At 54.7% G+C, this 12,833-nt stretch carries 12 protein-coding genes; all 12 read right to left on the reverse strand.

Translation table 11 applies throughout. From position 1 onward, the window contains the following. Positions 1–600 precede the first annotated feature (600 nt). Positions 601–1,236: a lysozyme inhibitor LprI family protein gene (locus ACQGQ5_RS06005; RefSeq protein ID WP_455735647.1), complete on the reverse strand. Its 636-nt coding sequence runs from the start codon at positions 1,234–1,236 to the stop codon at positions 601–603. A gap of 15 nt (positions 1,237–1,251) precedes the next feature. After that, the gene (gyrA, locus tag ACQGQ5_RS06010; protein WP_455735648.1) at positions 1,252–3,798 is read right to left on the reverse strand and encodes a DNA gyrase subunit A; all 2,547 of its coding nucleotides are present in this window, start codon (positions 3,796–3,798) and stop codon (positions 1,252–1,254) included. Beyond that, positions 3,798–4,349 carry a YcxB family protein gene (locus ACQGQ5_RS06015; protein WP_455735649.1) on the reverse strand — a complete coding sequence of 184 codons (552 nt, stop codon included), beginning with the start codon at positions 4,347–4,349 and terminating at the stop codon, positions 3,798–3,800. The genes gyrA and ACQGQ5_RS06015 overlap by 1 nt, the downstream gene beginning before the upstream one ends. Before the next feature lie 12 nt (positions 4,350–4,361). Beyond that, positions 4,362–4,928 (reverse strand): YcxB family protein, encoded by a 567-nt coding sequence (locus tag ACQGQ5_RS06020; protein WP_455735650.1) that lies wholly within the window; start codon positions 4,926–4,928, stop codon positions 4,362–4,364. A 21-nt stretch (positions 4,929–4,949) separates the two neighbouring features. Then, entirely contained in the window at positions 4,950–5,609 is a 660-nt protein-coding gene (locus ACQGQ5_RS06025; RefSeq protein WP_455735651.1) for a YcxB family protein, read from the reverse strand. A 129-nt stretch (positions 5,610–5,738) separates the two neighbouring features. Then, the gene (gyrB, locus tag ACQGQ5_RS06030) at positions 5,739–7,679 is read right to left on the reverse strand and encodes a DNA topoisomerase (ATP-hydrolyzing) subunit B (RefSeq protein ID WP_455735652.1); all 1,941 of its coding nucleotides are present in this window, start codon (positions 7,677–7,679) and stop codon (positions 5,739–5,741) included. Between the two features lie 58 nt (positions 7,680–7,737). Continuing rightward, entirely contained in the window at positions 7,738–8,136 is a 399-nt protein-coding gene (locus ACQGQ5_RS06035; protein ID WP_455735653.1) for a hypothetical protein, read from the reverse strand. Positions 8,137–8,145: 9 nt separating this feature from the next. Then, positions 8,146–8,418, reverse strand: coding sequence for an extracellular matrix regulator RemB (gene remB / locus ACQGQ5_RS06040; protein WP_444658963.1), 273 nt, complete (start codon positions 8,416–8,418; stop codon positions 8,146–8,148). A gap of 15 nt (positions 8,419–8,433) precedes the next feature. Further along, on the reverse strand, positions 8,434–9,501 hold the full coding sequence (gene recF, locus ACQGQ5_RS06045; RefSeq protein ID WP_455735654.1) for a DNA replication/repair protein RecF: 1,068 nt from the start codon (positions 9,499–9,501) through the stop codon (positions 8,434–8,436). After that, positions 9,498–9,716 carry an RNA-binding S4 domain-containing protein gene (locus ACQGQ5_RS06050; RefSeq protein ID WP_455735655.1) on the reverse strand — a complete coding sequence of 73 codons (219 nt, stop codon included), beginning with the start codon at positions 9,714–9,716 and terminating at the stop codon, positions 9,498–9,500. The genes recF and ACQGQ5_RS06050 overlap by 4 nt, the downstream gene beginning before the upstream one ends. After that, complete coding sequence (dnaN, locus tag ACQGQ5_RS06055; RefSeq protein ID WP_455735656.1) at positions 9,713–10,825, reverse strand: DNA polymerase III subunit beta; 1,113 nt, start codon at positions 10,823–10,825, stop codon at positions 9,713–9,715. Before dnaN ends, ACQGQ5_RS06050 begins: the two co-directional genes overlap by 4 nt. A gap of 304 nt (positions 10,826–11,129) precedes the next feature. After that, on the reverse strand, positions 11,130–12,443 hold the full coding sequence (dnaA, locus tag ACQGQ5_RS06060; protein ID WP_455735657.1) for a chromosomal replication initiator protein DnaA: 1,314 nt from the start codon (positions 12,441–12,443) through the stop codon (positions 11,130–11,132). Positions 12,444–12,833 lie beyond the last annotated feature (390 nt).

The following is a 12,833-nucleotide window of genomic DNA, read 5'->3' on the forward strand; positions in this document are numbered from 1 at the left end:
TATACCCATGCTTTTCCGCCTGTAAAACAAACGGTTATTTGCTTTAAGTATAGATTATAATTAATATAACAAATAGTATTGAAATATTTTCTGAAAGAGTCGCCGTAGGCGCGTGCCGACCGCATGGTCCGCGCCCGGCGCGTCGAAAGGAGTCTCCGCCTGCTTCATTAGTGCATCGCCGCAAGTAGGAATTGATCGTTAGCTCTGCCCTCAGGCCGGGCAGGCCCCTACTTTCGGTTCTTGTACGAAAGTAGGCAAAGTACGCGCAGGGGGATTTTTAATTTCCGGCGGGAGGGTCCCATAAAATCCCCCTGCACCCCCGAGGTATCCCCAAAGTGTCTTTAGGAAATACGGGACTTGTATAATTTTCATTGACGGGGGATACGGAAGCTTAGAGCGAACTCCCTCAGTCAGGCTGCGCCTGCCAGCTCCCTCAAAGAGGGAGCCTTAGAAGAACCCTTACCTCCCTCTTTGAGGGTGCCGCGCCCGACGCGACAGAAGGAGTTTCGGAGCACCTCGCTCACGATTTCGTGTAAGCTTACTGGGAACATCGCCGTAGACGCGTGCCGACTGGCAGGTCCGACGAAGGACTTATCCCTCTTATTTGAACGCGTAGGTGTAGTTTTGATCGAAAGAGTAAAGCTGGCGGTAAATCTGTGCGGCGCGGCTGCGGTAATAATCCATGGTCGCGCCCGCGGCGTTGACCTGGGCCATGGTTCCGCCCGCGGCCTGGGCTTCGTCGCTGATTTTTTTCAGCGCTTCGGTCTTGCCGTTCACCCAGGCGGCCTGCTCCGCTTTGATTTTGGAAAGGGCGTCGCCCGTGGCCAGCTTCGTGACCTTATCATAGGCGGAGGCGGCTTCTTTTTCCCAGATTCCGGCGTACTTGTTGGACAACTCGACCATCTCCACATTGGAGAAGGCTTTGTTGGACTCCGCGATATATTGCTTGTCAATCGGATTTTTCTTAAACAGCGCGTTAAACTCGGGGCTGTCGGTCTCTATATCAATGACCGGGCCGGGCTGGGATTCGGACGGTTCGTTCGGCGTTACCACGGGAACGCTGCCGGCCGGTTCGCTCTGCGCGCTGCTTGCCGGCCGGGACTCCGCCTGAGAGGATTCGCCGAGCCCGCTTGCCGGGACGGAGCTTTCCCCGCCCTTCACCGCCCCGCAGCCCGCGAACGCCGCGATCGTCACGGCAGCCGCCAGGGGAATGCAAAGCTTTTTCCAGTGATTCATTGACTGCACCCTTTCTTATTCCTCGGTGTTTTCCTGTTCCGTATCCGCTGAAGAATTCTCTTCCATGTCCTCCGATTCGTCTTCGCAGCCGGCGTCCGCGTCGCCCTCGTCCACGGGCAGGGCATCCACCGCGTCTTCTTCGTGCGCCGTGCGGGCCAGCGTGACAACCTCGCTGCTTTCGTTCAGGCGCATAACGCGCACACCTTTGGAGGGTCTTGCGCATTCGCGGATGGAGTTGGCCTGGATACGGATAATGATGCCGTCGGAGGAAATCAGAATCACGTCGTCGTCCAGATCGACCACCTTGATGGCGGCGACCTCTCCGTACTTAAGGATATGATAGTTGGTAAGGCCCTTGCCACCCCTCGACTGGATGCGGTAATCGTCAATGCTGGAAAGGCGCCCGTAGCCGGTTGCGGAAACGGTCAGCACAAGGCCGCCCTCGCGCAGCGAGCTCATTCCAACGACGTAGTCGCTGTCCTTCAGGGTGATCGCCTTGACTCCGCGGGCGGTCCTGCCCATGGGGCGGACGTCCCTTTCGTCAAAACGGATCGCCATGCCCAGGCGGGTCGCAACCAGAAGCTGCGTATCGCCGGAGGTCAGGCGCACCCAGGAAAGCTCGTCGCCGTCGTCCAGATCGATCGCGATCACGCCGCCCTTGCGCGCGGTGTCGTAAGCCGAAAGGCTGGTGCGCTTGATGATGCCGTTGCGCGTCACCATGCACAGATAGCTTTCGTCGTCGAATTCCGGCACGCGGATCATGGAGGTGACCTTTTCATCCTGCGCGATCGGCAGCAGGTTCGCGATATTCATCCCCTTGCTCGTGCGGGAGCCCTCGGGGATTTCATAGCATTTCAGCCGGTACACGCGGCCCAGGTTGGTAAAGAACATAACATAGTCGTGGCTGTTGATGACGAACATATCGCTCGCGACATCCTCTTCGCGCCTTGTCATGCCGCTGACGCCGCGGCCGCCCCTGCGCTGAATATGGTAGGTATCGGTTTTCTGACGCTTGACGTAACCGAAGTTGGTCAGGGTCAGCACGCATTCCTCCTGCGGAATCAGGTCTTCAATATCGACCTCGCCGCTGACGGCCGCAATTTCCGTGCGGCGTTCGTCGCTGAATTTATTCTTTACCGCGAGCGCCTCGTCCTTGACGATGCCGAGCAAACGCGTTTCACTGCTTAAAATATCTTTGTAATCCGCGATCTTCGCTTCCAGCGCGGCGATCTCGTCCAGCAGCTTCTGGCGCTCCAGACCGGTGAGCGCGCCGAGCGGCATCTGTACGATCGCCTGCGTCTGCGGGTCGTCCAGCCCGAAGCGTTCCGTCAGGCGGGCCCTTGCTGTTGCCCTGTCCTTGGAACCGCGGATAATGGAAATCACTTCGTCAATGTTGTCGACGGCGATTTTCAGGCCTTCCAGAAGATGCGCGCGCTCCTCGGCTTTTTTCAGGTCGAACAGGGTGCGGCGCCTTACGACGCTTTCCTGGAACTGAATGTATTCCTGCAGCATTTCCTTGAGCGTCAGCGTTTTGGGTTCGCCGTTGACGATGGCGATCATGATGACGCCGAACGTCGTCTGCATCTGGGTATAGGAATAAAGCTGATTCAGGACGATCTGCGGGGAAGCGTCGCGCTTTACGCTGATCAGCAGGTGCATGCCCTCGCGGTCGGAGTGGTCCTCCACATTGGAGATCCCCTCGATGCGCTTGTCCTTGACCAGCTCGGCGATGCTTTCGACCAGCCTCGCCTTGTTGACCTGATAGGGCAGCTCCGTGACGACGATGTTGAAGCGGCCGTTTTTCTCTTCCTCGATCTCCGCGCGGGCGCGCACCGTGATGCGGCCCCGGCCGGTGGCGTAGGCGGCGCGGATGCCCGCCCGGCCCATGATGATGCCGCCGGTGGGGAAGTCCGGCCCCTTGATGCTCTGCATCAGATCGTCCAGCGAAGCCTCGGGGTTGTCGATCAGCGTGCACATGCCGTCGATGACCTCGCCCATGTTGTGCGGGGGGATGTTCGTGGCCATGCCGACCGCGATACCGGTCGAGCCGTTGACCAGAAGGTTCGGAAAATGGCTGGGCAGAACGATGGGTTCCTTCAGACGGTCGTCGTAGTTCGGCTGGAAATCGACGGTATCCTTGTCGATATCCTCCAGCATTTCCACGGCGATCTTACTCATGCGGGCCTCGGTATAACGGTAGGCAGCCGGGGGGTCGCCGTCCACGGAACCGAAGTTGCCGTGTCCGTCCACCAGCATATAGCGCACGGAGAAATCCTGCGCCAAGCGCACCAGCGCGTCGTAGACCGAAGCGTCGCCGTGCGGATGGTAGCGGCCCAGCACGGAACCGACGGTGTCCGCGCATTTGCGGTAAGCCTTTTCCGGGGACAGGCCGTTTTCAAACATGGTATACAGAATTCTTCTGTGAACCGGCTTTAACCCGTCGCGCACGTCCGGCAGCGCGCGGGACACAATGACCGACATGGAATAGGCAAGAAACGACTGTTTCATTTCCTTTTCAAGGTCGACATTGATGATTTTTTGATTTTCCTGAAATTCGTCCATTAGCGGGCACCTTCCTGCTGATATTTTTCCTGAAGCTTTGTCTCAAGAATATTGTGAATCCTGGCACATTCGTCTTCGTTCATCGCCCTTTTGGGGATGAACCTCATCTCGTTGATTCCCGTGTATATGATAAAAACCCTCGCGTCCTCATACGCTTTATACAGCATCTCATAGGGAAGGACAGCCGTATACCGTTCGGTTTGAAAGGTTATGGTTTCCTCTGAAAATTCCGTGGTCTGCGCGATAAATTTTTCACTGTTCGCCGTAAAGTAGCCAAGGGCGCGCCGCCGCACGGCGTACAGGACGATCGTATCGTAAAAGCATCCGATGATCACTCCGACCGCGGCCATGGCCGCGTAAATGAAATTCTGATAGAAATTTCCGTAAACAAAGGCCCTTAAAAGAAACGCGGCCAGAATCAGAACGGTTCCCGTAGCTTTCAGAATGATTTTTTCGCTTTTTCTCACGGCGGCTTTCGCCGCCGCCGCCTTGAAGTCGGCATAATCCAGTTTTGTGGTAAGGCAGCTTACCGAAATAGGGCTTTCAGGCAAATAAATCCCTCCTTAACGCCCGCTTTTCAAATAGCGCGAAGCAAACGCGCCGGCAAGGTGTGCGGAAATTTTTTCAATCCGTTCGTTCGTCAGTCCCTGCTTTTTGATGATCAGCAAGTCCCGTTCCCGTCCGCCGGTCACGACAAAGGCGGACGGAGTCTCTATGCACCTGCTGAAATCGGTCCAGTACTCCAGGATTTTTTCGCAGCCGCTTTGAATCACCACGCTGTCCCGGAAAATCTCGATTTTCTGCGGCAGGGCCAGCAGCCGGTTAGAGCGGTACAGCTCCGCCGCCCATCTCCGGATATCGTCCGGCTGGATAAAAAAGAACAGAAAGGCGAGCGCGAGCGCCAGGACAATTCCGCACGCGGGCCCCCAGCAGGTAAAGAATCTTGCGCGGTAAAACGGAATCAGGGAAGCGATAACGATGGCCGCGGAAAGACAGATCCCCGCCCGCACCCATTTTGTGCGGATGGGGGAAACCGCGCTCTGCGCGGTGTAGTACGCCGCGGCGTATTCGTCGGGGCCAACCGTCTGTTCCACCGTATCGACCGGCCCTCCCTCGTAAAACGTCGGCATCTTTCCGTCTCCTTTCCTTTTTCAGCTTTTTGGGTGCGTACCCGCCAGAAGCATTGCCTGAACCTCCGGCAAAACGGCCGGTTCCACACAGCGCAGCGGAAGAATCACCATATTCCGGTCGTCTATGTACAGCACGATCAGATTTTCGATCTGAACGCATTCGCTGGTCCCGTCGAGCGGGATTTCCCATCTTTTGCCGGGCAAGCCCATTTCGATATGGTCGGGGTAAATCTTCATGCGGATCTCCCTGCCGTCGGCAATTTTTGACGAGTGAGCCCGGATGACGGCCGTCGGGAAAACCGCGACCACCAGAACCAGCAGAATGCACACCACCGCCAAAGACGCGTAACGACTGTCGCCCGTCGAGCGGAACTGCATCAGAAAGACGACCGCCATCGCGGCGCTCAGCACGACCGCAACAGCTGAAAGCCCCAGCCTTGCGCCGGTGTACTGGCTTTTCCGGAGAACTCTGAAGATTTCACCGGAGGTCAGCGTGTAGGTCAGCTTGATCCCCGTGTTCTGTTCCTCAAACGCCAGCGCCGTTTCATCGGCGACCAGCTCCGCTTCGGAACCGTCCCATTCCACTTTGTCCTCCTCAGGTTGGTCTTCGTCGGGGGTCTGTTCCCCCCGGGGTTCAGGAGGTTTTGAGGCGGTTTCCTGTTCCTTTACAAATTGTTTCATGAGAAATTCTCCTTTTCGCTTATGTAGTACGAATTGTAATTTTCATACTAAAAAATACATTCTGCATAAATTCAGGCTGAATTCCGCCCGTTTATACGAAGGATGCCCGCGCAAAGTACGAAAAGCCCGTCAGACATCGAGGTTCTTTGCGTACTTCGCGTTGCTTTCAATAAAGGCGCGGCGCGGCTCGACCTTATCGCCCATCAGGATGGTAAAGGCTTCGTCCGCGGCGGCGGCGTCTTCCACCTCCACCCGCAGCATGGTGCGGGTCTCCGGATTCATGGTCGTTTCCCAAAGCTGCTCGGCGTCCATTTCACCAAGGCCTTTGTAGCGCTGGATCTCGTAATTGCTGCCGAGCTCCTCCATTTTCCGGTCGCGTTCCTCGTCGCTGAACGCATAGTAATGATTTTTTCCCTTGCTCAGCCGGAACAGCGGCGGCTGCGCAAGGTAAATATGGCCTTCCTCCACAAGCGGCTTCATAAACCGGAAGAAGAAGGTCAGAAGCAGGGTGCGGATGTGCGAACCGTCGACATCGGCATCGGCCATGATGATGATTTTTCCGTAGCGAAGCTTATTCAGGTCGAATTCTTCACCGATCCCGCAGCCGAGCGCGGTGACGACGGGCATCAGCTTTTCATTGCCGTACACCTTGTCGAGCCTTGCCTTTTCCACATTGAGCATTTTTCCCCAGAGCGGCAGGATCGCCTGATACTTGCGGTCGCGTCCGCCTTTTGCGGAACCGCCGGCGGAATCTCCCTCGACGATATAGATTTCCGTCTCGTCGGGATTGCGGCTCTGGCAGTCGGCAAGCTTGCCCGGAAGCGCGGCGTTTTCCAGCGCGGATTTGCGGCGGACCAGGTCGCGGGCCTTCCTCGCGGCGTCGCGCGCGCGGGAAGCGGCCAGCGCCTTGTCGAAAATCGCCCTTGCCGTCGCCGGATTTTCTTCGAGATAGGCGGCCATTTTATCGGTGATGAGGTTGCTGACCAGCGTGCCGATTTCGGTATTTCCCAGGCGGGCCTTTGTCTGGCCCTCAAACTGGGCGTCCTTCATCTTCACGCTGATAATGACGGTCAGGCCCTCGCGCACGTCGTCGCCCGAAAGGTTTTTATCGCTTTCTTTGAGAATGTTGTATTTTCTGGCGTAATCGTTCATCACACGGGTCAGGGCGCGTTTGAACCCGTCCTCGTGCGTGCCGCCGTCAGTGGTATGGATATTGTTGGCAAAGGACAGCATCAGCTCGTTATAGGAATCATTATACTGCATGGCGACTTCCGCCGTTGCCGAATTATCGGGGGAGACGGAGCTAAAGTGCATAATATCGGGGTGAATGAGCTCGACGGCCTTCTTTTTATTGATGAATTCCACAAAGCTGCTGATGCCGCCGTGGTAGCAGTAGTTGTCGTTTACGGGATTGCTTTCGTCGCGCAGGTCGAACAGCGCGATATGGATGCCGGCGTTCAGAAACGCCTGTTCGCGCAGCCTTGTCTGCAGGGTTTCGTAATCGTAGGAAGTGGTTTCCCTGAAGATTTCCGCGTCCGGCTTAAAGGTGACGAGCGTCCCGGTTTTATCCGTTTCACCGCGCATTTCCAGCTGGGTGACGGCTTTTCCGCGCTCAAAGCGCTGGTAGTAAATCCTGCCCTCGTTGTAAACCTCGACCTCCAGCCATTCGGACAGCGCGTTGACGACCGACGCGCCGACGCCATGCAGGCCGCCGGCCACCTTGTAGCCGCCGCCGCCGAACTTTCCGCCCGCGTGCAGCTCGGTGAAAACAACCGTGACCGCCGGGATTCCCATCTGATGCTGGATGCCGACCGGGATTCCGCGTCCGTTGTCCAGTACGCTGATGATGTTCCCGGGCAGGATCTTGACTTCGATTCTGTCGCAGAAGCCCGCGAGCGCTTCGTCGATCGCGTTGTCCACGATTTCATAGACGAGGTGATGCAGTCCGCGCGGCCCGGTGGAACCGATATACATGCCGGGGCGCTTTCTGACCGCGGCCAGACCTTCCAGTACCTGTATCTGATTTTCGTCGTATTTTTGTTTTATTTGCGTAACTTCGCTAAACTCCAAGTTTAACCCTCCAATTATAATACATATCGTATACTCTCGTTAAGCCGAAACGTTCTGTTCAGAATCTTCTGTCTCTTCTATCGTAAATTTTCTGTGTCTGCCGCTGGGGGGACGGCTGCTGCGGCCGGCCGGCGGGGGGTTGTTTCCTGCGTACTGCCGGCTTTCTGAGCCTGACCAGGAAAAAACAGAACGAATAAAATAAAAAATACGGCAGCAGAATGAAAAAAATGGAAGCAAGACTGAGCATTTTTACGGAAATCATCCAGACAAGGTAAATCAGCCCGCTGAGTACGATCGCGCCGATGGCGAAGAAGTGAACGGCGGGGTCGAGCTCAATATTGGAGTAGCCGCCGCACTTGGGGCATTTGTACTCGCCCTGTGTTTTGATCGCCCAGGTGCGCAGCAGCGTCAGCTTATTTCCGCAGTGGGGACATCGTGCTTTTCTGAATTTTTTCATTTTTTCACCTTAAACATTTGATATCTCGTCGATAAACCCTGTCCTTTTCAGAAGGGTGGAAGAGGAGATCTGTGTGATATAAACGGTAATCCGGCGGCTTTTATCACAGCAAAGCACAAAGGATTTCGGCATTTCCATGGAAACGTTGACGACCCGGCCCTTTTTTTGGGCCGCGGAAAGATAGTTTCTGGTCGATTTGGAGATGGTAGAGGTTTCCATATCGAATATGCCCACAATATCACTGACTTTAATCACCGTGTCCTGCCCGAGATGAAGATACATAAAATAAAACCTTTCTCATTTTTTTATCAGGGTGCCGCCGTCCATTTCAAACAGGGCGCCCTCCCGGAGCCGCTGAATTGCGCCGGGTTCACAGCAGGTTATAAAAACCTGGCAGCGATCCAAATGATTGAGTAAATAATCCTGCCTGCCGGAGTCCAGCTCGCTCATCACGTCGTCGAGCAGGACAACGGGTCTTTCTCCGGTCTGGCGGTAAAGCATCTCGGCCTCCGCAAGCTTTAAAGCAAGGACGGCGGAGCGTTTCTGGCCCTGTGAGCCGAACGTCCGCGCGGGACGGAGGTCTATGGCGATATCCATATCGTCGCGGTGCGGGCCGACGCTGGTATGGCCCAGCGCCACATCCTCCCGGCGGGCCGCTTTCAGTGCCTTTTTCAGGTTTTCGGCGCTTTTCTGATAGGTTAAATCAATGATTTCGGTATGTTGGGAAATGCCGGCGTAAATCTCTTTGACCGGTTCCCTGATTTTACGGATATAGTCCGTCCTGCCGAGGACGATCGCCTCGCCGTAGGAAGCAAGCTTTTCGTCCCAGATTTCGAGCGTATCCATCAGCTCGGCATGGCGGGGGATATCTTTCAAAAGGGTGTTGCGCTGGATCAGCGTGTGGTGGTACCGCGAAAGAAGCGCGGCGTACCCGGGTTTGATCTGGCAGAGGGCGGCGTCCATAAAATCTCGGCGCCGGGAGGGGCCTTCGCGCACAAGCGCGATATGCTCCGGGGAAAAAATCACGGAAAAGAACTTTCCGACCAGCCCGGAAGCGTTTTTTTGGGGAATCCCATTTAAAACGGCGTTCCTGCGCCCGTTTTCAATCGTGATTTCCGCCGTCTGCCCTCGCTCGCCGCTGAAAAATTCCAAACCGAGCCTTGCGCCGGCTTCTCCCTGCAGAACCAGGTCGGCGTCCTTCGTTCCCCGAAAGGAACGGCCGCCCGTAAAAAGCCAGACCGCTTCCAGCAGATTGGTCTTTCCCTGTGCGTTTTTCCCATATATTATATTGATCCCATTCTGCGGAATTATCACGCAGCGCCGGATATTTCTGTAATTTTCAGCCTCCAGGTGCTGGATAATCACCCGTTACACACCTCATATGTCACATCGTTGTATTCGGCCCTGTCGCCGCTTCTCATTTTTTTACCGCGCATGGTGCAGATTTCCCCGTTGACCTTCACTTCGCCGGACTGCACGATAAATTTTGCCCGGCCGCCGGTGTCCACCGCGCCGCCCAGCTTCAAAAGGGCGTCCAGCCGGATAAATTCGGTATCGATGACGATTTTTTCCGTCTTCATTCCGAAACCTCGCTCTTCAAACGGACCGGCAGCACCAGAAAGAGGAAGGAATCCCCTTCGCGCGGAAGGATTTTCATCGGGCTCAAAGCGCCGTTGAGCTGTATTTTCACTTCGTCGCCCTCGGTGTTGCGCAGGGCGTCGAGAAGATAGCGGTTGTTGAAGCCCATTTCCACGCCCGCGCCGTCGATTTTCGCGGAAAGCTGGTCGTTGGCGTGCCCGATGGAGGTCGAGCAGGAGACCTTGATCTCTCCGTCCTCAAATACGCAGCGCACCGGGCTTTTCAGCCTGTCGGTGATCAGAAGGGAAACGCGCTCCACGCTGTCGATGAACGAACGGGTGGAAACGACGACCTCCGTTGAGCTGGCGCCGGGGATAGCGGCCTTATAGTCGAGGAATTCCCCTTCGAGAAGACGGGAAATCACGCAGTAGTTTCCGATCTGGAATAAAATATGGCGCCGGCCGATCTGGACTTCCAGCTCGGTGTCGTCGTCGCTCAGAAGCTTGAGCACTTCGCCGAGCGTTTTGCCCGGGACGACAAAACTGGTTTCCTCGCCGCAGGCGGCGGTTTCTTCCCTTAAAGCCAGACGGTAGCCGTCCACGGAGATCAGGCGGATCTTATTTTTGCTCAGTTCAAACAGGGTACCGGTGTGGATCGGCTTCGCGTCGCTTTCCGCGACGGCGAAAAGCGTCTGCCGGATCATGCTTTTCAGGATACAGTTGGCGATCCGGATCGAGGTTTCCCCGGTGATGACCGGAAGCTCCGGGTATTCCTCCGCGGGGATCCCCACGATGGAGAAATCGGCCGGCCCGCTCTTGATGGAAGTGATTTTTTTCTCGTCGGTGGCAAGGTACACGGCGTCCGCCGGCAGACGCCGGACAATGTCGCCGAACAGCCGGGCGCTCAGGACGATGCTTCCCGGTTCTTCCACCCGGGCTTCTATTTTTGTGGTCATTCCCAGTTCAAGGTCGTAGCCGCACAGCGTGATTTCATTTTCTCCTGTTTTGAGCAGGATTCCTTCCAGAGCGGGGACGGAGGATTTTGTGGACACGGCGCGCTGAACATTCAACACTGCTTCGTTCAGCTGCTGCCGCTGGCAGGTTATTTTCATAAACTCACCTTCTGCTTCCTTTTATAATAGATAGTATAGATTTAATTTAGTAAGAGTAGTAGGCGGCGCGGAAAAGTGGAAAGCTTTTGGAAATACAGGCGCGGCTTTGGTTTTCGCCGTTTTCCGCATGTGATTTTCATGTTGAGGTTTTGTTAACTTTTCGTATAAAATCAAAGTATTTAACCGTATGTTGAAAACTCTGTGGGGAATGTTGAAAACAAGTTCAATGATCCGGGACGTCTGAAAACCCGTTTCAAGCGCGGATCAACAGAAATTGTTGAAATGTCAGCTTTTTTTCCACTTTTCAGCGGTCGCGGATATTTTTAATGATATCTTCGACGGTCGCTTTGGTTTTCGGGTCGCGCTTGATTCCCTTTTCTACCTGCTGGATGGCGTATACGACGGTGGAATGGTCGCGTCCGCCGAATTCCTCGCCGATGGAGGTCATCGGCAGCTGGGTGATTTCCCTCACCACGTAAATCGCCATCTGCCGCGCGCTCGAAATGTTTGCGGAACGCTTGGCGGAACGGATGTCCTCGCCGGTCGTACCGAACGTGCGCGCAACCTCGTCGATAATCTTTTCCACGGTAAAAGGGGTGGGCTGGTCGTTGTTGATGATATCGCTGATCGCCGCCTGCGCCGTGGTGATGCTGGGGTCCTCCCCAGCGAGCAGGTAGTAGGCTTTCATTTTTTTCACCGCGCCCTCCAGCTGCCGGATGTTGTTCTTCAGCCGGTTGGCGATGTATTCCGCGACGTTGTCGGGAAGGTCGATTTCCAGAAGCTCCGCTTTCCTTTTAATAATGGCGATGCGCGTTTCAAAATCCGGCGGCTGGATGTCGGCGGTCAGACCCCACTCAAAACGGGTGAGCAGGCGCTCCTCCAGGGTGGCGATATCCTTCGGCGGCCGGTCGGAGGTCAGTACGATCTGTTTTTTTGCCTCATATAACGTGTTGAAGGTATGGAAAAATTCCTCCTGGGTGGAATCTTTTCCGGCGATAAACTGAATATCGTCCACCAGGAACACGTCCGCTTTCCGGTAACGGCTGTGAAATTCCGCGGTGGTGCCGCGGCGGATCGCTTCGATCAGCTCGTTGGTAAATTCGTCGCCTTTTATGTAAATAATGTTCATTTCGGGATGGGTCCGGCTGATCTCGTTGCAGATCGCGTATAGAAGATGGGTTTTCCCCAATCCTGAATTTCCGTAGATGAACAGGGGATTATAAAGGGTTGCGGGCTTGCTTGCCACCGCCATGGAGGCGGCGTGCGCAAATTTATTGGAAGAACCGACGATGTAGGTGTCGAAGGTGAATTCGTAATCGTCGTTGATGGCGGGCGTTTCGTCGTTCTGTTTTTCGACCCCCGTTTCTTCCGGGGTACAGACGCGAATCTGGATTTTTTGACCGAAAATCTGTGTGAATGCTTCATCGAGCATATCCATATAATAATGTTTGATCGTCTGCCGGTGAAGTTCGTTCGGGACTTTAATGACCGCAACTCCCTGCGCAAAGTCAAGATTGACCGGTTCTATGCGCTTGATCCATGTGGAATAGGCAATATCGGTGATCTTGCTTTTGCAATAATCGCAGACCAGATTCCAGACCTCGGTGAAGGATTCCATTCTCTAAACCTCATTCTAACAATTATTTATACTCGTAGGCATAACATAAATTATATTACCACAAAATACAATTTATTTCAAATTTCAATTGTCGGAGAAAATACAGTATATTGTATTGCGCGCGTGTAAAACACATAGAGTATAAAATTTTTTTAAATGACGCGCTTTTACTTTTCTTTTACGGGGAAGTGTGGTATATTGATTTATATAGCTCGACCAATTCGCCGGTCGGCCTGTATGCCGGTAAATTCCAATATTTTTCGGTACGTGGGACAAAATTTAGGTTGACAGGCTGCGCGTATTTAATATATAATGCTATATTGCAAGGTTTGTACCCCGAAAGGAGGTTTTTTCATGCTGAGAACTTATCAACCAAAGAAGCTCCACAGA

It is taken from the genome of Caproiciproducens sp. (assembly GCF_053840905.1).

Excerpts from the sequence above, each read along its gene's own strand:
- dnaN (WP_455735656.1), bottom strand. The coding sequence starts at position 10,825 with ATGAAAATAACCTGCCAGCGGCAGCAGCTGAACGAAGCAGTGTTGAAT.
- ACQGQ5_RS06025 (WP_455735651.1), bottom strand. The coding sequence starts at position 5,609 with ATGAAACAATTTGTAAAGGAACAGGAAACCGCCTCAAAACCTCCTGAA.
- ACQGQ5_RS06020 (WP_455735650.1), bottom strand. The coding sequence starts at position 4,928 with ATGCCGACGTTTTACGAGGGAGGGCCGGTCGATACGGTGGAACAGACG.
- dnaA (WP_455735657.1), bottom strand. The coding sequence starts at position 12,443 with ATGGAATCCTTCACCGAGGTCTGGAATCTGGTCTGCGATTATTGCAAA.
- ACQGQ5_RS06050 (WP_455735655.1), bottom strand. The coding sequence starts at position 9,716 with ATGAAGACGGAAAAAATCGTCATCGATACCGAATTTATCCGGCTGGAC.
- ACQGQ5_RS06035 (WP_455735653.1), bottom strand. The coding sequence starts at position 8,136 with ATGAAAAAATTCAGAAAAGCACGATGTCCCCACTGCGGAAATAAGCTG.
- ACQGQ5_RS06005 (WP_455735647.1), bottom strand. The coding sequence starts at position 1,236 with ATGAATCACTGGAAAAAGCTTTGCATTCCCCTGGCGGCTGCCGTGACG.
- gyrA (WP_455735648.1), bottom strand. The coding sequence starts at position 3,798 with ATGGACGAATTTCAGGAAAATCAAAAAATCATCAATGTCGACCTTGAA.
- remB (WP_444658963.1), bottom strand. The coding sequence starts at position 8,418 with ATGTATCTTCATCTCGGGCAGGACACGGTGATTAAAGTCAGTGATATT.